Source organism: Listeria weihenstephanensis, assembly GCF_003534205.1.
GTDB lineage: Bacteria > Bacillota > Bacilli > Lactobacillales > Listeriaceae > Listeria_A > Listeria_A weihenstephanensis.
On record NZ_CP011102.1, the window covers coordinates 2918256 to 2941723 of the forward strand.

Genomic DNA, 23468 nt, shown 5'->3' on the forward strand with positions numbered 1-23468 from the left:
ATTCCTCTCTATTTCAGAGCTCTGAACTCTTGAATTTTGGTATATCGCCAAGGAAAGGTAGCCCGATGTTTTCTAACTGCTCTATATTTTGAACAGTCGTATCCATTGCGCATAAAACGAACAATAAGGTAGCGCTTAGTAAACATCCCACCATGATCGCTAAAATGTAAATAGAGTTATTACTAGGAGTTGTTGGTTCTGATGCTTTTTCTAGTACTGTTACTGTGGTGCCATTAAAGATATTAGGTATTTCTTTACTCACGACACTTAACATAGCGTTAGAGATTTTCGACACTTGAGGACTATTTGTACCCGTATAATTGATTGTCAATACTAGCGAGTTCTCATTTGACGTGATCTTCGTGTCCGCGGAAAGCTTTGCTGAGGAATCATCTGTTTTTACTTGTTCTTTGACTAAATCCATAATTTTTCCGCTCTGTATTACGGATGTAAAAGTATTTATCAGCTGAATATTATTTCGAACGCTATCCGAAGATGTTGATTTTGTTTGTGCATCCGTTTGCTCCACATTTAATAACACTTGAAAAGAGGATGTATACTCTGGTTTCGCGATATAGTTGCTATACGTATAAACACTTGCTACAGCTAAACAAATAATTAGTATCAACCACACAAAACTTTTTTTGAAAGTTTTCCACAAATTCCCTATTGTAAGGTTTTTTATTTTCATAGTCATTGCTCCTTGTAATTAGTAATTAAATACTAATTTTCATTTAAATAAATGGCTCGTAATTTGTCTCCCTCATGTTCCCAGTTATAGAACATATCAAAAGCCTTTCTTCCATTCGAGCCGGTTATTTTGCTGCCTTCAGGGTCTAATATATAGTTTTCCGCGATTTCCGCTAAGCGCTCATAATCATATGGATCACTTGTTTCTCCACACTTATGTTCTGTCAACATTTTCGTGAAGTCTGGGAAATCAGATGCAATAATTGGTAATCCTGCTGCCATATATTCGAATAACTTTGTAGAATGCGAATTAAGATTGTTAGGTGTTGGGTGTAATAAGCATACTCCGACATGTGCTGTAGCATAGTGTTGCCAAATGTCTTTATACTGCATTCTTCCATATATAGAAACGTAATCCTCTAAATCATTTTCCACGATAAATTGTTTCACTTTTTCTTCATCTGTAAAGGTTGGTCCTATCAGTTTCAAGCAAAATGGTGCTGTTTGCTTTTCTCTTAATGCTTTTGCTAAATGCAACATGTTGAACAGGCCTCGTTGTTCTATCAAAATGCCCACATAGACGAGTGTGAAAATCGGCTCTTTATCTGCTGTTATCTCCACTTTCGGCAAAATCGGATAATTAAGCACATCTACTTTGTTTAGGCTTAATTCCGTGTAATTTTCTTTATAGGAGAGCTCCGCGAAAATGACTGTATCGCAATACTTCATGAGGTTCTTTTCTACTCGTTCAACTAAACTTGATAAGGAGGGTCTTATAAACGCCGGAAGCCATTGCTTTGTTTTGATCGCGGCTGGCAAATGTTCATGCATATCATATGTGATCGTTATTTCATCACCTAATCGTTTTTTCAAAGCTCTGGCCACAAATAATAATTCTGGATCGTGAAAATGAAAATGCATAGCATCCGAACGCAGCATTTTTTTGTATAAGAAGCGCCAATGGACAAAACGTTTGTATCTTTTCTGTGGTTCCATGTAGTGCATTGTCAAATTCGGAGTTATTGTCTTTTCGCCAGGATAATCTATCGCGTAAAAATCAACCTCTAAACCGCTCTCGGCAAGCGTCTTTGCTTCTTTAAAATAAATTCTGGTGTCACTCCAGACATGCACGGAGCTGGCCATCATGATTTTATTGGGGTTCCTAATTGTAATCCCTCCTCATTTCTTAGTTGGTACGACTATATAGGTCTAACTGGTCGTTCAGTGTCATAATATTAAACTGTTCTTGAATCGTCGCTCTTGCGTTAAGTGAGATTAGCTTCCATTGATCCTGATTATTCTTGATCTCAATAATCTTCTCAACTGCTTTCACCACATCATTTTCCGGCACTAGCCATCCATTCACATCATTTTTGATAAGTTCTGGAATTCCGCTATGCTCTGTGGAGACGATTAACTTACCGCGACCCATCGCTTCCATTAAAACGACCGGAATACCTTCTTTGTCACCGTTGGATGCAGTTTTACTAAGTTGCAGGATGATATTAGCCTCTGCTATCGCTAGATTAATTTCACCTTGTGATTGCCATCCGAGTAACGTCACTTCCTGCTGTAGCCCTTCTGTTTCAATAAGAGTTTCCAGTTCAGCTCGTAATTCGCCTTCTCCGATAATATCTAAAGACACTTTAAATCCTCGTTTCTTCATTTCTGCCATAGCTTTAATCGCTACATCCATACCTTTCTTCTCGGTTAGACGGCCAATCGAAAGGAATTGAGTAATTTCACCAATCGGACCTAGCGATACCAGCCCATACTCGTTTAAATCGATACCCATGTGATGGATCTGAATTTTATTTGGGTCAGCGCCAATTTCAAGTAGTTTATTTGCGAATAATTCATTGACCGGTAGTAATGTGATATCCGAGTCCAGTAATGATTCATATACGTGACTACCCATTTTATCTACAAAAGAAGTAATATCGTGTCCATGAAAAAATACGAGTGTTTTCTCTGGAAGTAAGTTCTGCTCCTTCAAAAATGCCGCGACACTTCCGTTTGGTCCATAGTGACAAATAACCGCATCATATTTTTCTTTTTTCATGAAAAATGGCAGTGCATATAGAAAGCGCAATGTGAAAATCATTTTTCCATATTTCTTATAGTTAAAAGCACTAAAAACAGCTTTTGGCGAGCGCCATACGTGTTTAAAAAACAGTTGCAAGCCACCTGTAAAACGTTTTCCTCTGCTGGTAGGAAAGTTTAGAAAATGTGTTTTTTCTAGTAAGTTATAGGCAGCAACTTGCGGGTGATCCTTCTTATTTTCAACTTTGTTCCAAGCTACAATTTCGACATCGATTCCTCTGTCTATAAAGCCTGTGATTTGGTTTAAAATGAACGTTTCGGATAATTTTGGAAATGAAGATATTAGAAATAGTACTTTCAAGTGAGATTCATCCTCTATTGGTTTATTTTTAACGATTATTAACTAGTGATATAATATACTTTCTTTGTGTTAATAAGACACATACTCCATAAATCACGATTCCCACGCCAACATATATAAGCAGATTAACGATTGTATTGAAATGTACGACTTGCATAACACCCCAAATACCAGCACACATGATAAGCGAATTAAAAGTAGTTAATGCATGTTGTTTTATCATCTCGTGATTCCCTGAAAGAGGTCCGATTTGTTTACGTAGATCGCGATACCCTAGTATTGTAGATAAAATAGCTGCAAGTAATGGCGAAAGCATAATCGCGTAGACCCCAATTAAGAACGATCCCCCCGATAAGAATATTATCTGAGTAATAATCACAATAAGTGAGTTTTTAACAGGTGTTTTCGTATCTCCCATCGCGTAGAATGCCTTAAAAATAAATTCTCTAGTGACGACGAATGGTAAGGCTAAACTAAGAAAAATAAGGAACTGCCATACTATAACAGTAGATTCATGTGTGAAATTACCTCGTTCAAACAATACTTTCACCACTAAGCCGCCCAGCATGATCATTCCGAAAATCATCGGTATGACCAACATATTAGAACCATTTATAAAAAGAACTAACTTCTTCTTAGCCTCTTCAATGCTGCGGTTAAAACTGCGAGTCAATGTCGGATAGAGCATCGAGATTAAATTTATGATAATCAATGTTTGCATGATGCTAATAATTTGATTCGCATAAACCATCGTTGAAATGTACCCTTCTCCGAAAAAGCGGGCTAATATATTAGGTAACAATACCGTCACTTGATAAATGACGGAGCTAAGCGTGACCGGAATGGTTAATCGCATCAACCTACGGAATTCTGCGTTTTTCCATTTGAATTTTACCTGATACTTATATTTTTTATTCCTATTGCTAAAAATCAAACCGATACACTCTACAACATACGATAAGCCAATGCACACCGCCGCCTCGATAATGCTCAAATTAGGTGTGACAATAATATAAATATAGCTAAGTATTGCAGAAAGTATGGCCACTACCTTAATGATGATAAACTTGCTATCCATCTGTAAGAATGCCGTTTGAATTGCCGATATTAACCTCGTATACTGCGCAACACCAAGAATAAATGTGAGTACGAACGTTAACTGTTGAAAACTCATACCATTATTCCCATTGCTACCGTAAAAATAAATGCTACCAATTAAAAAGTAAGCTAGAAGAAGAACATACGTCATTGCGAGTACTGCTGTAATATACGTGTTTAATACATTCCTATCTTCCATACTATCTTTCATCTTCGCTAAAAACGGGATAAGGACAGTAGCCACAGAGGGTCCCATAATATTGACTAAACAAACCATCGCTGTGTTTGCAAAATTAAAAGCATCCATATTATTACTTATTCCGAAATTAGTAGCCATCGCCGTTGTTCTTAGTAATGAAATAACTTGTACTAACATGGTCAAAATCAGAATGATAGAAAATGTTTGATAGAATTTAATCTGTTTCAATAGTGTTTACTGGAACTTGCTCCGTCATTGCTCGTTCGCCTTCCTTCATTCATTTAAGTCCGCCGGTACCATTCGATGTTCCAATGACAACATATGGTGGCGTTGCTCTATTCAATACGATATCGTTCTCATTGCCGATGATGCCACCTGCAACTGCTGTCCTATTTGACCATTTGATTTTCCCTCGAATTTGGCTGAAAAAATAATCTTCCGTTTTCAAGTCTAGGATAGCCGTTCCAATCTTGGCTTGGATATCCACGCGATATAGCGATCGATTGGATATCAATATTTTATCTATAAACGTTTCCGAAAAATTATTTAATCCCATATCTAAAACGAAGCCATCTGGTTGTAAATATTCAAGCCAACTCTCATCTAAAACTTTTTGAGCAGATATGGCTGATATAAATACATCTATCTTATTTACCATATCTGGGTGAAATGCTTTTATTTTCCATGGAGTATAACTTGGTAAAATATCATTTAGAAGCGTTACGATTTGCGCGACTTTATTTCCATTTCTTCCCACAAGAATCACTTTCATTCCCATTTCTGCAAGCTTTAGCGCTGCCTTCGTTGCTAAATTACCAGTTCCGTATATCATCACTGTATTTAGTGAAAATGTTTTTTTCAGTTCTTTAATAACAATACTTATAGCTGCGTCTACCGTAATATCATTTGCCTTCAGCGGATGAACCACCGAATCTAGACAAGTCTCTTCTGCAATTTGCCACAAAGGGACTGGTTGTTTACGCTCCACATCGATAAAGATATGCGGAATGATACCATCTACCAATTGCAAAACTGCCTTAGCAAATTCATCCGTACTTACTTGAACATTTAAGATCGCACCTTCTGAACTGAGCCGATCTGGCAAAAGTTGATTCGTATTCGTGTTATTAGCTGTTGATGTCATAATCATATACTGGTAATTTCCCAATTTCTTTTGTTTCATCTGAATCAATGCTTCCATATTTATCACATCGTTTCTTGTAACGTATTATGTTGGTTAGCCATCGTTAACAACATGTCGCGTAATGTTTCATGTTCGATCGTTGCATAATTACGCATTAATTCTTTCACAGCATTTAATTCTGTAATACTTGTATAGTAATTTCCTTCATACATTTTATCGCTCACCTTGCTTGAGAGCTCTTCTTGGTTAAATAGTTCTTCCTCCATTTTTTCACCTGGACGAACACCAATGTATTGAATCAAAATGTCCCGTTTATTTTTTCCTGATAGTTTAATAAGTTGATCTACCATACCAGACAATCCTAATTGCTCACCCATATCTAATACAAAAATGGCATTTCTTTGTTTTAACATGCTGGCTGAGATTACTAGTTTACTTGCTTCTGGAATTGTCATAAAGTAACGTTTCATTTCTGAGTTTGTAATTGTTAGTGGTGTACCTTGATGAATTTGATTCCAAAGTTTCGGGAAAACGCTACCTCGACTACCAAGTACATTTCCAAAACGAACGACATTACAAATCGTCTTACTCGTGGTATCTGTTTCAAGGGTTAATTTTTCTGCAAGTCGCTTCGTAGCACCCATAATGTTTTTAGGGTTAACAGCTTTGTCCGTAGATACCATGACGAATTCCTCTGTGCCCACTAACTTGCTGGCTTGAATCACATTGTGCGTTCCAATCACATTGTTTTTTATTGCCTCATAAATATTATTCTCCATCAAAGGCACATGTTTGTGAGCTGCCGCGTGGTATACAATATTCGGCATATATTTTTTGAAAATCTGCGTCATTCGGGTATCATCTCTAATATCTGCAATTACGGGGATAATTTCTACTTCACGTGAAGTCAACAACTTTTCTTGTTGAAGCTCACTATCAATTTGATAAATACTACCTTCACCATGTCCCAATAATATAATTCGCTTGGGATAACAGTTGAAAATTTGGTGAGCTATCTCTGAACCAATCGATCCCCCTGCACCTGTAATAAGTACTGTCTTTTGGCTGATTTTCCCTTGGATATCTTGATAATCTAATTGGAATTCCGATCTATTTTGAATTAGATCTCCATAATCCAATTCTGGAATAGCTACCTTTTGACTTTGCATTGTTGAGAACACAGATGGCAGAACAAAAAGAGTCACATCGCTATCTCTCAATTGATCGATAATCTTGCTTTGCATCACTACATTCAATGTTGGAATAGCCAAGATAACATGCTCAATTGTGTGAGCCATAATTATTTTTCGCAGGTCTGTTATATTTCCCACAATAGGAACTCCGTTTAACTCTGAATTTACTTTATGGGTATCATCATCTAAAATAACAACTGGCTGATAGCGACTATTTTTTGTTGTCTGCAGTTGCTCGATAACGAATTCCCCTCCAGCTCCTGCGCCAATTATTAAAGTCCTCATCATTTTCATGTTTGTTCCTCCTCGTATAATCAACCGACTATTTTTTCGTTATGTTGTGATATTTGGTAGATATATAGCTCATTCAAACCTTGTTTTAATGTGTAGTTTGACTTCCAGCCTAATTCTTCTGTTGCAATTCTTGTATCTAATACAGATCTCCTAATATCTCCTGGTCGTGGCCCAACTATTCGAATAGGCTCTGATTTACTGAATGCATCTAATACTTGCTCGTAAATATCTAGTATGGAAGTTGCTGTTCCAGAACCAATATTCACCACTTTATTTAACGGATTTTCAGTTGCTAGTCTGTTCGCTTCAACAACATCTGCAACATAGACATAATCTCGCGTGCACCCTCTTGGCATGTCTTGATATGTCATTAATGTCGATTCTTTTCCTTCTTTTAAATTCTTCAAGAAAATTGGAATGACGCCACTTTCGCCATCTGGAATTTGTTTCGGACCAAATACATTCGCATAACGTAATACCGTGAATTTAAAGTTATATTCTTCGCTATACATTTTGATATATTGTTCACCGGCAAACTTTGTGAGTGCATATGGTGAAATCAGTTGTGGCGCATCATCTTCTGCTGATTTCTCGTCACCTTCTAATTTTTTGGATAGTGCGCCACCAGATGAAGCAAATAATAATGTTTCGATCGGGTATTTTTGTATTAATGATAGTACTTGAAGCAAGCCACCTAGATTAGTGTCTAAATCGTATACTGGATTTTCCAATGAGTATGGTACCGATTTTTGCGCGGCATGATGATTCACAACTTGTGGTCGAAATTGTTGAAATAAGTCTTCCATTTTTTCAGTGTCACCAATATCTACTTTATAAAAATGAAATTCTGGATCATCGATTAAATCAGCAATGTTCGCTTCATTCCCGGAAATCAGATTATCAACACAAACGGTTCGGTACCCTTCGTTCAAGTACATCTTACAAATATGAGAGCCTATAAAACCTGCGCCACCTGTTACTAAAACTGTTTTTTTCACGATGTATCACTCCATCACCTTATTTGACTTTCGCCTAGATCATCTCGCTCATTTATGTGAGTATTTTATTTGCTGTCTTTGTTGCTGTGCTTATTGGGAACATCTTCATTATAATACTTCTCTATCAGTACCCTTTAGAGGGGCTTATTGCTTTAAAAGTATACTCTGTGCTTTTTTATTCCTCTAGGTATATATATATATGTCTATTTAGTCGACTAACTCATACTGGTTTACAATTTTGAATACTTTATGAACAAAGAAACTAGTATCCTTTTCAAGAAATTACGCTTCTACGTGAAGATAGTGGCTTTTTTTATTGCTTTAGGACAATATCGGTATTCGCTGTATTTTTAATAACTTTGTTTACCGCACTTTTCTCATCGCTTTTGTGCTTCATTCTTGCAGGGGTTCCAATAGCAATACTATAATCTGGAACATCCGTTAAAACCGTTGCGCTAGCACCAATAATTGTGTTAGAACCGATACACCGATTTTGCGTGATGACAGAACCTGCACCTACGAACACTTGATTTTTAATTTTTACGTTGCCAGATATCGTAGTGTTTGCTGCAATCAAAACGCAATCAGCTACACTTGTTTCGTATTCGAGTGTAGCGCCCGCTAAAATAAATGTATGATTGCCGATGCTTCCTTGATGCATGACTGTTGCATTTGCCGATACATAAACACCATATCCAACGTACGTTGAAGGATCCACATACGCGAATGGATGGATAATCGTTGCATATCGCTCTGGGGCCAAGTCAAGCTCCTGAACCATCTCATATTTATTTTCTGGATCTCCAATCGCCACTATAAAATAGATATCTGCATCCCGACTCAGTGATTCCACCATTTCTATAGGACCTCGGTGAATGCCTTCTTCTACGGTAGATAATTCGTATTGATCATCTAAGAATCCCCATATAGAAAAGCCTATATCAAAATTTTCAATGACATTACGAATCATCCTGCCCTGCGATCCACTGCCAATAATAACAAGTTGTTTCTTAGCCTCTGTAGCGTTCTGCTGAAACGAATCCATCCTGACTAACGCCTTCTTTCTTAATAATTACTTTGACCGTCAGCAAAATAATCTTTACATCAAAGAGTAACGAATATTGCGTCACATAAGCAACATCCATTCGGAATTTAGTTTTCCAATCGATCTCGTTTCTACCATTCACTTGTGCCCATCCTGTGATTCCTGGTTTCATGTTCAACCGTTTGCTCTCTTCTTCTGTATATAGGTCATTGTATTCTAGCAACAATGGCCTTGGACCAACTAAGCTCATATCACCTTTTAGAATATTTATTAGTTGTGGTAGTTCATCTATACTGGTTTTGCGCAAGATGTTTCCGACTTTTGTAATCCTTTGCTCATCAGGTAAAAGTTGCCCGTCCTCGTCATATAGTTCTTTCATTGACTTGAACTTATACAAACGAAATGCCTTCCCATGCAAACCAGGCCGATCTGTTTTATAAATTGGATTACCTTTGTAGTAAATGAAAAGAAATAACATCAGTAGAGCCATCGGAAGACATAAAACAAGAATTGCAATAACCGCCACAACGATATCTATTACTGCCTTAATCCTCAACATATCAATCTAACCCCACCCTCAAATATATACTGGCTCGTTCAGTTGCAATTCGCCAGTTCCTATTGAATAGTAGCTAATACCAGCTTTCTTCATTTGATCTTTGTCAAACACGAGTCGACCGTCTAATACTAATGGATGTTTCATTTGCGAGCTGAATTCTTCCAGCTTTATTTTTTTGATTTCATCCCATTCTGTGACGACCAAAGCCGCGTCAGCTTGATATAAAACCTCTTCAATTGTTTCAGCAACGTGAATTTCTTCTCCAAAAACAGCTTTCATATTGGCTGCTGCTACTGGATCATAGATTGAAATCTTTGCACCACACCACAAGAGTTCTTTGATGATAACTTCTGATGCTGCCTCACGAATATCATCTGTTTCTGGTTTAAAAGCAACACCTAGGAGAGCAATCTGTTTTCCTTTCAAATCACTGTTGTAGTGTGATTTCAACACTTTCACTAGTTTCAATTGTTGTGCTTTGTTCGCCTGGATAACTGATTGTATTAGTTTGAAATCATAGCCACTATTTTTGGCGATCTGATTAAGTGCTAGTGTGTCCTTAGGAAAACAAGATCCACCATACCCAATACCGGCTTGTAAAAACGAACTCCCAATCCGATGATCCATTCCCATTCCAGCACTAACTTCGCGAATGTCTCCGCCAACTTTTTCACAAATGTTTGCAATTTCATTGATGAAACTGATTTTCGTAGCTAAAAAGGCGTTGGAAGCATATTTGATCATTTCTGCACTTTCGAGGCCTGTTTTAAAAATCGGAATTTGGAAGCCTTGATTGACTGCTTCTAATTGCTCTAGTGCTATATCATCATCTGCTCCGAGTACTATACGATCACCATGGAATACGTCTTTGACTGCAACGCCCTCTCTCAAAAATTCTGGATTGGAGACAATCGATATTTTATACGGTGTTTTATTCTGGATAAATTTTTTCAAATAACGGTTCGTACCTACTGGAACCGTACTCTTCACTACCACAACTGTATCTTGACTGATAGATTGCGCAATGTTCATCGCTGCTTCTTCGATGTATTCGAGATTAGCTGAACCATCTTGCTTTTGTGGTGTACCAACAGCTAAGTACACGATCGAGCTGTCTGTAACTGCTGCTTTCAAATCAGTGCTAAAAGTGAGTCTACCTGCGTTTATATTTTTCTCAATTAATTCCTCAATGCCTGGCTCATAAATCGGTGAAATAGACTTCTTCAATTGTGCTACTTTAAATGCATCAATATCTACACAACAAACGTCGTGCCCTATTTCCGCCAGTGCCACACCTGTTACCAAACCAACATATCCCGTACCGATAACTACTATATTCACAATCATTTGCTCCTCTCAAGCGTTTCTACTAAAATTCGTTCTACTTTATCAGCCAATTTCTCTGCACTATAACGTTCTTCTGCAATCCGTCTTATCTTTGGTTGTAATATGGCTAAACGTTCTCGCTGGCCCTCTAACTGAATTAATAAATCGGCTAATTCCTCAGGTTTAGTTGGATCTACATAGTGTCCGATACCGTATTCTTCTACAATATCTTTTGTCCAACCATCTGAATTAACAATAATTGGTTTCCCTGCAGCTAAAGAATCAAAAAATTTATTTGGGGAATTCGTTTTTAAAATTGGAACTGGCTTGAAACAAGTCATTGTAATGTTAGCCAATCCTGTTATCATCGGAACATCACTCCTTGATACATGACCTGTAAAAATAACATTTGTAAGCCTATTTTTAGCGCAATACCTTTCTAGCCTTGGCTTGCTCTTGCCATCGCCACTTATAACTACCTTGATATCTTCGCGACCTCTGTCTTTCAATACTTTTGCTGACTCTACCAAATAATCGAGTCCATTCGCCTCTCCCATTGCACCTAAATGTAATAGAAGAAACTGGTTTTCTAACTGAAATCTAGCCCGCCATTCTCGTTGCTCTTTCTCATAGTTTTTCTCTAGATCAAATAAGTTTAAATCTGATAAATTGGGGACCATTGTAACTTTATCTTGCTCGATACCAACAGCTACAATACCTTCTGTCATACCAGGGGAAAGGCTAATAATATGATCTGCTTTTTGATACGTCTTTAATTCTAATTTTTCAAGTTGATTCAAAATAAATTTAGATTTAATGGCTCCCATTTGTTTCGGAGCTTCTGGCCATAAATCTCTCACTTCAAATACAAAAGGTACTTTCAATTTCTTCTGTAGTCTAAGTGTTGGTATTGCAATGGTTAACGGTGTAGATGTGGAAAACATGATATCAATATTCCGCATTTTTTTGCCGATTTTATAGGCTTTTTGCATGTAAGAAAAGAAAGACCAGCCTCGCTTTATTAACCCCATATAATTAGAGTAATTATTTTTCATCGCAATCACTTCTATACCTTCAATTTGGTAGTATTTCACGTTTTTCTCTTCTTTATATGGTGTCTCACCAGCTAGAAATGTATCTGTTGTAAGCATGTATACCTCATGACCTTTTTCAATAAGCTTCTTCGCAAATTCATAAGATCTTGTTCCTGTATGCGAATTTCGGGTCGCAAAATATTGGTGAAGATATAATATTCTCAATGACTAGACACTCCTTATTATTTATCTTCTGCCATAACGATATTCCAGGCCGCTCTCTCATCGTTACTAAGTGGTTGATACATCAATTTAAATTTGTTGTAATCTTTTGGAATCTCATAATAACCGTCGCCTTCTACTGTTTTACTCGGCTTAATTGTTTCTGCAAAATTAATTCCACTGCCCATATAATAATAATTTTCGCCGATATTGATAATGAAATCATTGGCAGCTACGACTAAATCTTTATTTGATATATTCTTGATTTTGTAATGAATCTTTATTATTTTATTACCTTTTTTATTTTCTTCTGGCGATACAACATCAGCCACTTTTGTTGGTGTTATTTCTAACGTTTTCGTAGTTTTCACCTTGTTAAGGTCTCCTTGATCTTTTTTCTCTACTTGCTCTTGTTTCGTAGCATTGGTTTGTTTCGTTGTTGATGAGTCACTCGTATTCCCACAAGCTGTCAAAAGCATCGCTGAACACATTACTATACCTGCTGTTTTTACTATATTAGATATCTTTTTCATGATTAATTCCTTTCATCACTCCGCTCTATCCGATCTGGAGTGTTCCTGTTTTTATTTTAATAAAATGAACTGCTTTGATTTTATAACGCAAAATTTCTCGTTCTCGAGTATCTTACAAATCTGAGACATTGAATTCATACTAAGATTTGCGTAATTTGCAATGTCTTTCCGTGTGAAATATCCTGGTATTTTAATTCCATTTTCATCTCGATAACCATACTTTTGGGCAATATCTGTCAAAATATTTTTTAATCTTACTTTACCGATTTGCCGCATCAACATATATTTTTCTGCTATCAATATATTATAATTTTGATTATTCAAATACAGAAAAAGCCACCCCTCTTGCATATTCAACAAACTTTCTAACACACTTTGTTTGGAAAATGTATATATGATTGTTTTGGTTATTGTCCTCACTGTGTAATTGCTCGCCTTTGGTAAAAAGATATCATTCATCCCAACAATGTCATCTCCACTCGAAAACGAAATAATTTGATCCTCATATTCGTAAGCAACGACACCTTTTTCTAAAAAATGAATATGATCACTCAAAATATTCTCTGAGTATAATTCTGTATTTTCAGGCACTTCTTTTTTTTTGAAATTAACTTTATAAACTAAATCATTTTTCAAAAGATCTAATAACTTCTTTGCATTAAACTTCCCTTCCACTGTTTCTCTATTGTATAGCTCAGTAAAAAGTGTGCTCATGTATTTCCTTCCTTCCAAAATAACATTCACCAAATTTTAAAATATTTTTTTAATGATTATAGGTTTCAGTGAAATAATACCTTGTTTTTTGAACTTACTTAAGATGAGATTGACATATTCTCTACTTGAATTACTTAGCTTTGCTATAATCTCTTGTGTGATACAATTTGGTAAGAAACCTGAATTATTAGAAGTTATGCACCAAGCGATGACTTCAAATACACGCTGTTCTGCTGGAAGTAGCATCCAATAAGATCTAATTTGATGTAGCTGTTTAAACATATCTTGCTGTGTTCTAATATGATATTTTTCGGAAGATCTAGACATATTTTCAAGCAAGCGATTTAAAAATCCCTTATTTACTAATATAATCTTACTTTCTGATAAAGCTGTTAGCGTTTTCTCTGCTCCCTCATCGATAGAGAGCCAACCTAAATCACAGGATTGATCTTTGAACAGGAGGAACGTATTTAGCATGCTTTTCTCTTTCGTAGGAACGATTATTTTTTCCTCGAAATATACTATTCCTTTCATATTAAATAAATATATATCTGATTTGCTTGAAAAATTCCAGATTAAATCACCTTTCTTCGCCTCGATAACTTGTATATTATTCGAATGTTGATTGTTATCATGATACTGTGTGAGAATCTGTTGTAAATTAATATCTTTTTCTAATGTAACCATGAAAGCTCACCTCTCCTAGTTTTATCAATGCCATATCTGTATACTATCACTGAAGTCTTGAAAAAAAAATACAATATTTCTTGTTTATGAGCCCTAATAATGTACATTCTGTTACGTTATTGCTCAAAAAGCATTTTTTGACTACTTTTTTTACTATTTTTGCTTAGTTGATTACATTATTGGTACGTGTTCACTCAAGTAAATTCATGTACATGAAAGTCCTTTGTATGTTATTCTAAACTATAGAAGACACTAGGTACTTCAATAGGCTTGTTGCTTTTCTACGTACTTAGTATAACGCCTATAGATAGGTATCTATTGTTAGCTTTTGTTCCTTTAACAGTGATTTTAGCTGTATTTTATTCCTCTAGATGTACATAAACATGTCTATTATGTTATATCAGCTAGCCTATACTGTAATTTTGAACACTTTATGAACAATGAAACTAGTACTCTTTCTATAGAATTATTGTCCTACATCCACGTTTATTCCCCTAGTATTCTATCAGAGTAACTTTTATTATTAAGGAGGTCTATGTTGTGTATCTTAAAGAAACGATCGATAATTTTGCGACTAGCTCCAATATCTTAAAACTGCTAAAAAAATATCCTCAGTTCAATCATCATTGTGTGGAGGAGCGAGTTCCTAAAGGTCAGGAATTATTATTTGGTAAAAGAAGAGATTATTTTTACTTAATTGAACAAGGCTTTGTTAAATACACGTACGCTGGTGAAACTGGGAAAAATTTCAGTTTTTTCACGCCTGCGGGTAGTTTTCCTTTTCTGCCAATGTACGAAGAGGATATTCCAACTAAATCTAAGTTAGAAGCATTGACTGATGTGACTTGGTGGCGTATTGATTTTTCTTTTCTAAAACAAACGCTTCTATTAGAAGATCCTCGGAATTATATTTTGCTACATTTTGCAGCACGTACGCGTCGAGAACTTTATGCGATTGCAGTGAAGGACCGGCTAAATTCTAAAGAACGTATTTATTTCAGCATTATCTCTCTTATCAATATGGGATTTCGCATAGAGACAAATACTGTAGAATTACCTATTTTCCTTACCTATGAGTCCTTGGCTGAACTTTCTAATACTTCCAAAGGGTATGCTTCCAAAGTTCTACTTGAACTGCGCCAAGAAAAAATTCTTATTTCTAATAAGAAGCCTTGGATCATTTCAGATGTAAAAAAATTAAAAGATTTATTAGAGGCGGATAACCTACCTAAGCCATTTTGATTGATAGAAACGCCTCTTTTTCTATCTAAAGAAGAGAATAAAGAGTTAACAGTTGCTTTATTGAAGAAAGCATGGTATATTTAACTAGACTTATTTTTGTTGGTGAAGAAATGATTAGTGAATAACTTTCCACTTCGTACCGCTAAGCAGGAATAGTAATATTATGTGCCAGTGTGCACGAGGAGGAATTTAGATATGGAAACAGGTACAGTAAAATGGTTTAACGGCGAAAAAGGTTTTGGTTTTATCGAACGCGAAAACGGTGACGATGTATTCGTACATTTCAGCGCTATCCAAGGTGAAGGCTTCAAATCTTTAGACGAAGGCCAAAAAGTTACTTTTGACGTAGAAGAAGGTCAACGTGGACCTCAAGCTGCTAACGTTGAAAAAGCGTAATTTTAGCTGATGAAAGAGACTCACTTTTGTGAGTCTCTTTTTTTATACCCAGACAAAGAGGTGAGCCTGTGACAGGCTCACCTCTTTGTCTATTTATTTTTGAATAATGTTGGTTTTGAGTATCCTTTTCCGGCTACTAGATCGTATTCTATTAACTTGTAGTCTTCTAGGTACTCTTTTGCTTTTTTGGATAATTGATCTGCAATGATTGTTTTGTTATTAGCATTTATGAGCACGTTTTTTTCGAGGCCTTGTACTTCTTTGCTCATTTCAGTAAGTAATGCATAGTACGGTGAAACTTTGCTACCAGTTAATTCAAGCATTTTTGGAGCGAAATAGATTGGGCTAATTGTGCCGTAGTCTTCTTTCGGTAAATCGAAGTTGGCGTACATAAACATTGGTGTTTCATGCATCGTACGCTCTGTATTTTGATTGACTATTTCTTCTGGGAACACGCTTGGTAAGTGATCTCCCCAGAAAACAACCATCGTTTTTTCTTTCATATTATCGAGCTCTGTTACGAAATCTTTTAGTGCATCGTCAGAGTATTTGACTCCTTGGAGATATGTTTCGACAGTCTGCTTATCTTTTTCTGGCACGCCTTCTACTCCGATTGTATTGATATATTTGTCCCAATAGGTCATATGATTTTGCATCGTTACGAGATGAATGAAGGTTGATGTTTTGTTCGCTTTCAGTTGGTCTAGAGTTTCTTGAAAGGCTGATGCATCGGATATATATTCGCTGTCGTCAATGGAATCCGTATGCTTCATTTCGTCCCTGCTGATAAATTTGTTAAAGTTGAGCGCATTGTATACGTCCGTACGTCGGTAAAAAGATGGCTTAAACGGATGAATCGCAATTGTTTCGTAATTGCTTTGTTCAAGTGAGCTTACTAAAGATGGAAAATTTTCTTTTTGGTATAGAAACATTTGGTATGGTGACGTGATCTGCGGATTGATGTTATACATAGATAGGCCAGTTAACGCTTCGAATTCAATATTTGCCGTACCGCCGCCGTATCCTTGTGATAGGCTATATCCAGATGGGTATTTCTCCATAATTTTGCGGGTTTCGGGCATTGGGTCGGATGAGGTTGTTACACCGTTTAATCGTGTTGGGTCGCTGAAACTTTCGCTCATAACGTAGACAACATTCACATCATCCATCGGTTTGTTTTGGCGGGTCGCATTGATTTGGTCTGCGAGTTTGCTATATTTTTTAGTGATTTCTTGTATGTGTGATTCGGTGTAATTCACTGGTTTATCCATGATGTTTGCGGTCGCGCTGTAAATTAGACCACCTACAAAACCATATTGTTGGTAACTCTCTTTGGGATCCACGTCTTTCCACTGCGCATCGATATTGTATGCCTTTCTCAGCCAGTTATCTGAGCTTTGGAAGTTAGTAAGCGAGAATAGTAAAACGCCGCTAAATACGAGGCCTACCGCTCTTATAATAAGTGTCTTACGATCCCAATACTTGAAATCACGTCCGTAGTATTTGGCTGAAATTTTACGGGAGTAGCGGTCCAGTATCCAGGCAATAGCGATGATGACTGCAATGCCAATGAATAGTAGGATAACGAGCCAAGTCGAGAGCATAGAAAGCATGAAACGCCATTGTGTGATCATTTCGAACTCTTGCGGGTATAATGGTTCGCCTCGTTCTAAGAATTTCTGATTGTTCGCAAAGGCGACGACAATGGATGTTCCGACGAAAATGGTGCTGCTTGCCCAGATATTTCCGATCAGCGAGATTAAGAACAAATATACTAGCAATAGGACTAAGATTCCGAGTAAGAACGGGATCGGGTATGTTTTGATCATTTCATATGTAGCTGGTATGTTAAAGCCACTGAGTGATGCATCGAGTAAAATATGCAAGATAACTGATAGAATAAGCCCAAATCCAAGTGTTCTGAGCGATCTAACTAAGTATGGATGCTTTAGTTGTTTCTTATTTTCTGGTGCCGTCATATTTTAAATTCTCCTCTGTAGCCTAAAAGCTTTGTTTTCTATTCTATCTTTCCTAGACATTATACTATAGTGAAAAATAGAGTACAAACTCCATGAGCAAAAGCAGTGAGACATGCCTCACTGCTACTGCAACTATATCAAAAAGCGATATTTCTTATTGATGGTACTTGGGATACCACAATTATTGGGGTAATACCGCCTTATGATCCCCTTTTATTTGCTTGCTGTAATCACGGAATCTTCCATGGCTTTTAACAAACGTGTTACCCTTTTTTTCCTCAAAAATGCGAAAATGGTACCTACCAACATATTGTTCATTTTCTGCAACCACTTTTCGGCTTCTACTTCTTCTTTATATGTGACTTCACAAACATGATCACTAATTTCAGTGACTGTATACGTTGTTCGATGAAGGTTTACACGACTTGTTGTTTCGAATTGATATATATTTGGGAATTGAAACTCTGTAATTAGAGTCTCTGCTGCAGCTCCATTGGACATTTTCCGACGATACTTCAGTCCTTTTAACTTTTGCATCGGCAGATTTTTACCTGTGGACTGTTTAACATCATAGATAACCGACTTTGCAATGGTATGAAAACATTCTTTTTGCGAAATGTATAATTTCTTGGAAACGTTCACAACGCCATCTCCCTTTTATGAATTCTTGTCTTTTTTCTTTTTTAGGAAAACCATTAAGGCTCCTAAAACAACCACTAAGATTCCAGTAAACATCATTGGCAAATTAGTCGAGTTACCGCCCATGGAAGGACTGAACACGATAATAATTAAACCAAGGCTCATTATAAATAGTCCGTTTGATGCACTTTTCATCATTACTCCACAGTAACCTGGAAGTAGAGAACAGCGCCAATATCCGTTGCTTTCATAACATCCTTCGCGATTCTAACCGCAGCTTCTTCATCTTCCGCAGTAGTTTCGAAGTATAGTTTAATCCCTTTTTCGTCCACCTTTTTAAAAGTGACACCATTTTCATTATAATTCTCTAACGTTTCTACAAAAAAATCTCGTTTCATAGGACTACTAATTACGATCATTTTCATTACCTCCTTCTACGTATTACCTTCATTATACTTTTCGGTGTGTGGAGTGTAAAGAATCTTCTAAACACGACTGGCACATAATGGTCTGACACCACCAAAACGGATGGTATCAGACTAAAAATTAATCTTTAAAGATTTGATTTAGTTCTAAACAAAGCCACTTCGTGCCTCCAAACCTCAGCGGGACGACAAATGCTTAGATTCTAGGCAAAAGTGAGTACCGAAGCGGAACGTACGACTTGTACGAGAGCATCGGAACGGAACTTTTAACGACGAAGATGAGCGTTTTTCGTTCCGCTGAGAGACATTAGGCTTTCATTTCTTCTTCTGGTACACCAACCTTGTTCGCTGTGATAACAAATGGTACCCAGATTATGAAGGCGATCACCATATTTATGAGCGATATGACAGGCGCCATCCAGTCTCCCCCGGTTGCCAGGAATGAATTTATGAGCGGTGGCATTACCCATACCACGGCTATTTTAACTGGTGCAACTAGTCCTAATGTTGTTGCAAAGTAAGCTACTGTTACCATTACCATTGGTGCAACGATAAATGGAATTAGGTAGATCGAGTTTAATACGATTGGCAAACCGAACATGATCGGTTCGTTGATATTGAATATACCAGGCCCGAGTGACAGTTTTGCAACTGTTCTGGAGTCCGCTCGTTTGGAGAACATAAGTAGAGCAATGATAAGTACTAATGTACCACCTGATCCACCCATCCATACGTATGCATCGAAGGAACCACGAACCCATTGGTATGGAAGATCGGAACCTGAAATGCCTTTTGCTGCTTCGTTGATGTTGTTAAGTTGTGCTGTACCCCAAAGTGATTCTAGAACTGGAGCTAGTACGTTTGGTCCGTGAATACCGAAGAACCAAAGTAGTTGAACAAGGAACGTTACTAACAAGACAGCGCCATAACCTTGTGATAGGGCAAGTAATGGTTCTTGAATTGTTTTGGAGATCCAAGTGATAACATCAAGACCTGTAATTTTAACGAATGACCAGTCGATGATCGCACAGATGTAAAGGGCTACTAATGCAGGAATAATCGCTGCGAACGCTTTACTTACTGCTGGCGGTACAGAGTCTGGCATTTTGATAGTGATGTTGGCACGCATTAATTTTGCGTAGATAATAGTAGAAATAAAACCGAATAACATGGCTGTAAACAAACCAGTACCGTTCACTTGATTGAGATCAAGGAATCCCCAAACTGGTTGAATTGCTGATACGTCTGCTTTTGGATTAGCTGCTAAGATCGCGTTTTTAATTGGATCAACAGCTACTGTTTGAGACAAGTTCATAACGAATGCGGCAAGTGAAACAAGTGCACCGGCTAAGCGGTCAACTTCATACACTTTCGATAAGTTATAACCCAGTGAGACTGAGAATACTAAGGAAACGATTGCAAGAGTCGCTGCCCAAACATATCCATTCACTCCGATAAGTGGTTGCATGGCTTCGACAAATCCTGTCCAACCCCATGACGTTGGGAAATCCCTGAAAAATGCATTTAAAAGAACTGCGATTGAGCCGGCCATTGTGATAGGCATTGTTGAAATGAATGCATCACGTAACGCGACTAAATGTTTTTGCGAGCCGATTTTAGCTGCAACTGGTACGAAATACTTTTCTAAAAAATTAGTTAGTCCGTTCATAATTATCCTCCCTATTTTGAAGCTATTTATGGTTTATTGGCATTCGTCGAAATAAACTCCTTGAACTGATAAATACCCTTTTTTGCTTTGTTCTTTTGGATGGAGTTTACTTGATTATGTCTCGTTCTTAAGGTTTTGAATGCGAACAACCTCCATTCCGCCTATGAATTGCTAGGGATGTCCTCCTCTCGTTTTCGGATTAAGGTTTTATGGATTCACTAAACTATAATGCAAAAAGCGTGCCAACTTTTGAAAAGCAATAAAACATACTGGAAGCGCTTCATATCACACGGTTTATTTGTGAATAGGAAGCGTTTACACACATAGCATTGATCCGTGTAAACCAAAAAAACGCCGTACACACTTGGTATGTATAGACTTTTAACTTTTTACGTATTATTCTATTTAGCAATTTTATTTCACAATCTAGCTACGTTACTAAAACTTTTTTACATGAAAAGCACACAAATCTGAGATCTGTGTGCTTCTACTTTATATTTTATGCTTCTACTTTTGTGAAGAATTGTGGTAAATGTTCTTTGTGTGCTTCTAGTAATTCGTCTAAAACTGTTTGGGCAATGTCGCCACTTGGAACTAGTGGGTTTAACGTGAAGGCTTGGAGTGCTGTATCGTAACTGCCTGTAACGGCTGCTTCGATTGTTAGTTCTTCCATTGCTTTCATCACTTGGAGTAAACCGCGTTGTGCTGGTGGGAATTTGCCGAAGTTGACTGGCTCTGCTCCGTGTGCGCGGATAACACTTGTGATTTCGATTGCGCTATCGTAAGGAACGTCGTCGATTGCTCCGTTATTACGTGTGGATACAACCATCATCGTGCCTTTGTTATTATAGATAGAATTGATAATTTCGCAGGCTGCATCGCTGTAGTGAGCGCCACCGCGTTTGGATAATTCTTCTGGTTTGTGGTCTAGATTTGGGTCTTTGTAAAGTTCGAATAGGCTTTCTTCTAAGCGTTTTACAACTTGACCACGACTTCCTTCTGTTTGGAACGCTTCTAGTTCTTCTTTTAGCATGTCATCTGTCATGTAGTAGTAACGGTGGTATGGACATGGCAACATTTTTAGATTGCGAACTTGTTCATATAGGAAACGCATGTTTTTGATGTTTTCTACGACTTTTTCTGGGTTGGCGTCTGGTGCGTATAGGCCGTCGATAACTTGTTCTGTTAGCTCGGTGCCGTCTTTATCGAAAATGCGGTGCCAGTGTAAGTGGTTGATTCCTGCAAATTTGAAGAATAGGTCTTCTTCTGGTTTTTTGAGGACGTCGGATGCACTTTTGATAGCGCCGATTGGAACGTTACATAGACCGATGACTTTTTCCCATTTTCCGTAGCGAAGAACGGCTTCTGTCACCATTCCTGCTGGGTTGGTGAAGTTGATAAGCCACGCGTTTGGACATAGTTCTTTCATATCTTCTACGATGCTTAGGATAACTGGAATCGTACGGAATGCTTTGAACATGCCTCCTGCTCCGTTTGTTTCCTGGCCGATGATACCGTGGCTTAATGGAATGCTTTCATCTTTAATACGTGCGTCAAGTAGTCCAACGCGGAATTGTGTTGTTACGAAATCGGCATCTTTTAGGGCTTCGCGGCGATCGAGTGTTAGGTGTACCTCGCAGTCAATTCCAGCTGCTGCCACCATACGTTTTGCCATCGCGCCAACGATCTCTAATTTTTCACGGCCTGCTTCAATATCGACCAGCCATAATTCTCTGATTGGTAATTCATCAAAACGTTTAATAAATCCTTCTACTAGTTCTGGAGTATAGCTTGATCCTCCACCAATGGTAACGATTTTTACGCCTTTTTTCATTTTTACATACCTCCAAGAATTTTTGTAAAGCGGTTTCTTATTTCTGCTCATCTTCATTGTAGTTTATGTAATGCATTACAGGTCAAGGGTTATTTGAAAACTTTTTGATTAGGCTAACAATTGATGTATACTAGAGTGGAATGTGAGGAGTTGGATTGGATGGCAAATATTCAGGATATCGCAAAATTGGCTGGGGTTTCTGCGGCGACTGTTTCTCGGGTTGTGAGTGGGCGTGGTTATGTGAGTGATGAAACGCGGGCTCGTGTGCAGAAAATTGTAGATCAGGTTGATTATGCTCCAAATCGCAATGCGGTTTCTTTAAAAAGTGGGAAGACAATGATGATCGGGATTGTGGCGATAGCGTTTGATAGTTCGATGGGTGTTTTTTTGCGTAGCTTCTCGCTGGCGGCGCAAAGTGAAGGATATAATACGACGATTTTTGTGACAAATGGGGATAAGGCGCGAGAACTTGAGGCTTTGGAGATGTTGCGGCATAAGCAGTTAGATGCGCTGGTTTTTGTGATACGATCGAGTCCTTGGGATTTGATTGAGAGTTATGCGAAGTATGGACCAATTGTAACCTGGGAACGTGTAGAGCTTGCGAAGGTGGACTCTGTTTTTATGAATCAGTATGATGGTTATATGCTTGGTTTGGAACATTTATATGCGAAAGGGTATCGCCGGATTGTGAATATTTATGGTCGGATGTCTGGGAAAAATACGCGTGGTCGGATGCGGGCTTTTGCTGATTTTTGTGAGAAGTATGGGCTTGATTCGAATGAGATGGAACATTTTTATAATAAGGGGCGGATTACGCATGGGGAGGAGATTGCGCATTGGTGGTTGGCGCAGGATGTGAAGGCGGATGCGATTTTGTGTCCGACGGATTATTTGGCGTCGGGATTCATTGCGGAGGCGCGGCGGATTGGAATTCGTGTTCCTGAGGATGTGGCGGTCGTTGGCTTTGATGATACGAATAATGTGGCGCGGTTGTTTGATATGACGACGATTCATTATCCGATTGATCTGCAGGCCGAGAATGCATTTCGGATTATTTCGAATAAGCTGGATGATAAGGACGAGCCTTTGCAGGAGCTGGAATTTCGATTGGTAGCACGAAAAACGACATGAGATTTCATGTCGT

General features: G+C 37.7%; 23 protein-coding genes. 3 read left to right on the forward strand and 20 right to left on the reverse strand.

The features are described from left to right. Nucleotides 1–13: 13 nt before the first annotated feature. The 14 genes from UE46_RS14085 to UE46_RS14150 all read right to left on the reverse strand — a co-directional run bounded on the left by UE46_RS14085 (nt 14) and on the right by UE46_RS14150 (nt 14140). Complete coding sequence (locus UE46_RS14085) at nt 14–697, reverse strand: YveK family protein (protein ID WP_077912527.1); 684 nt, start codon at nt 695–697, stop codon at nt 14–16. Between the two features lie 26 nt (nt 698–723). Continuing rightward, the gene (locus tag UE46_RS14090) at nt 724–1836 is read right to left on the reverse strand and encodes a glycosyltransferase (protein ID WP_051492948.1); all 1113 of its coding nucleotides are present in this window, start codon (nt 1834–1836) and stop codon (nt 724–726) included. Between the two features lie 40 nt (nt 1837–1876). Further along, a complete protein-coding gene (locus tag UE46_RS14095) occupies nt 1877–3094 on the reverse strand; it encodes a glycosyltransferase (protein ID WP_036061203.1) in 1218 nt (405 codons plus the stop codon). Nucleotides 3095–3122: 28 nt separating this feature from the next. Beyond that, entirely contained in the window at nt 3123–4619 is a 1497-nt protein-coding gene (murJ, locus tag UE46_RS14100; RefSeq protein ID WP_077912526.1) for a murein biosynthesis integral membrane protein MurJ, read from the reverse strand. Between the two features lie 49 nt (nt 4620–4668). Further along, a complete protein-coding gene (locus UE46_RS14105) occupies nt 4669–5574 on the reverse strand; it encodes a hypothetical protein (RefSeq protein ID WP_036061202.1) in 906 nt (301 codons plus the stop codon). 23 nt (nt 5575–5597) lie between these two features. After that, complete coding sequence (locus UE46_RS14110) at nt 5598–7022, reverse strand: polysaccharide biosynthesis protein (protein ID WP_051492946.1); 1425 nt, start codon at nt 7020–7022, stop codon at nt 5598–5600. A gap of 20 nt (nt 7023–7042) precedes the next feature. Next, a complete protein-coding gene (locus UE46_RS14115; protein WP_036061201.1) occupies nt 7043–8020 on the reverse strand; it encodes an SDR family NAD(P)-dependent oxidoreductase in 978 nt (325 codons plus the stop codon). A gap of 313 nt (nt 8021–8333) precedes the next feature. Further along, nucleotides 8334–9065: a NeuD/PglB/VioB family sugar acetyltransferase gene (locus UE46_RS14120; RefSeq protein WP_051492945.1), complete on the reverse strand. Its 732-nt coding sequence runs from the start codon at nt 9063–9065 to the stop codon at nt 8334–8336. After that, a complete protein-coding gene (locus tag UE46_RS14125) occupies nt 9031–9621 on the reverse strand; it encodes a sugar transferase (RefSeq protein WP_036061217.1) in 591 nt (196 codons plus the stop codon). Before UE46_RS14125 ends, UE46_RS14120 begins: the two co-directional genes overlap by 35 nt. 21 nt (nt 9622–9642) lie before the next feature. Further along, nucleotides 9643–10965, reverse strand: a complete 1323-nt coding sequence (locus UE46_RS14130; protein WP_036061216.1) for a UDP-glucose dehydrogenase family protein — start codon at nt 10963–10965, stop codon at nt 9643–9645. A gap of 2 nt (nt 10966–10967) precedes the next feature. After that, nucleotides 10968–12209 carry a glycosyltransferase family 4 protein gene (locus UE46_RS14135; protein ID WP_118907725.1) on the reverse strand — a complete coding sequence of 414 codons (1242 nt, stop codon included), beginning with the start codon at nt 12207–12209 and terminating at the stop codon, nt 10968–10970. Nucleotides 12210–12226: 17 nt separating this feature from the next. Further along, nucleotides 12227–12697, reverse strand: a complete 471-nt coding sequence (locus UE46_RS14140) for a DUF4352 domain-containing protein (protein WP_036061199.1) — start codon at nt 12695–12697, stop codon at nt 12227–12229. Nucleotides 12698–12790: 93 nt separating this feature from the next. After that, the gene (locus UE46_RS14145) at nt 12791–13453 is read right to left on the reverse strand and encodes a Crp/Fnr family transcriptional regulator (RefSeq protein ID WP_036061214.1); all 663 of its coding nucleotides are present in this window, start codon (nt 13451–13453) and stop codon (nt 12791–12793) included. A gap of 36 nt (nt 13454–13489) precedes the next feature. Continuing rightward, nucleotides 13490–14140 carry a Crp/Fnr family transcriptional regulator gene (locus tag UE46_RS14150; RefSeq protein WP_036061198.1) on the reverse strand — a complete coding sequence of 217 codons (651 nt, stop codon included), beginning with the start codon at nt 14138–14140 and terminating at the stop codon, nt 13490–13492. A 540-nt stretch (nt 14141–14680) separates the two neighbouring features. Here UE46_RS14150 and UE46_RS14155 point away from each other — a divergent pair. Next, nucleotides 14681–15382 carry a Crp/Fnr family transcriptional regulator gene (locus tag UE46_RS14155; protein ID WP_036061195.1) on the forward strand — a complete coding sequence of 234 codons (702 nt, stop codon included), beginning with the start codon at nt 14681–14683 and terminating at the stop codon, nt 15380–15382. Between the two features lie 195 nt (nt 15383–15577). After that, nucleotides 15578–15778: a cold-shock protein gene (locus UE46_RS14160; protein ID WP_036061193.1), complete on the forward strand. Its 201-nt coding sequence runs from the start codon at nt 15578–15580 to the stop codon at nt 15776–15778. An 89-nt stretch (nt 15779–15867) separates the two neighbouring features. Here the strand turns inward: UE46_RS14160 and UE46_RS14165 are convergent, their stop codons facing one another. The 6 genes from UE46_RS14165 to UE46_RS14190 all read right to left on the reverse strand — a co-directional run bounded on the left by UE46_RS14165 (nt 15868) and on the right by UE46_RS14190 (nt 22324). After that, nucleotides 15868–17757: an LTA synthase family protein gene (locus tag UE46_RS14165; protein WP_118907726.1), complete on the reverse strand. Its 1890-nt coding sequence runs from the start codon at nt 17755–17757 to the stop codon at nt 15868–15870. A gap of 213 nt (nt 17758–17970) precedes the next feature. Beyond that, on the reverse strand, nt 17971–18399 hold the full coding sequence (locus tag UE46_RS14170) for a DUF3284 domain-containing protein (protein ID WP_036061192.1): 429 nt from the start codon (nt 18397–18399) through the stop codon (nt 17971–17973). 15 nt (nt 18400–18414) lie between these two features. Continuing rightward, on the reverse strand, nt 18415–18594 hold the full coding sequence (locus UE46_RS14175; protein ID WP_241433220.1) for a DUF3188 domain-containing protein: 180 nt from the start codon (nt 18592–18594) through the stop codon (nt 18415–18417). Beyond that, nucleotides 18594–18794 (reverse strand): hypothetical protein, encoded by a 201-nt coding sequence (locus tag UE46_RS14180; RefSeq protein ID WP_233230945.1) that lies wholly within the window; start codon nt 18792–18794, stop codon nt 18594–18596. The genes UE46_RS14175 and UE46_RS14180 overlap by 1 nt, the downstream gene beginning before the upstream one ends. A 334-nt stretch (nt 18795–19128) precedes the next feature. Further along, nucleotides 19129–20490 (reverse strand): PTS sugar transporter subunit IIC, encoded by a 1362-nt coding sequence (locus UE46_RS14185; protein ID WP_036061189.1) that lies wholly within the window; start codon nt 20488–20490, stop codon nt 19129–19131. 499 nt (nt 20491–20989) lie between these two features. After that, the gene (locus UE46_RS14190; protein WP_036061188.1) at nt 20990–22324 is read right to left on the reverse strand and encodes a 6-phospho-beta-glucosidase; all 1335 of its coding nucleotides are present in this window, start codon (nt 22322–22324) and stop codon (nt 20990–20992) included. Between the two features lie 159 nt (nt 22325–22483). On the opposite strand from UE46_RS14190, the gene UE46_RS14195 reads away from it, so the two are divergent. Beyond that, complete coding sequence (locus UE46_RS14195) at nt 22484–23455, forward strand: LacI family DNA-binding transcriptional regulator (protein WP_036061187.1); 972 nt, start codon at nt 22484–22486, stop codon at nt 23453–23455. Nucleotides 23456–23468 lie beyond the last annotated feature (13 nt).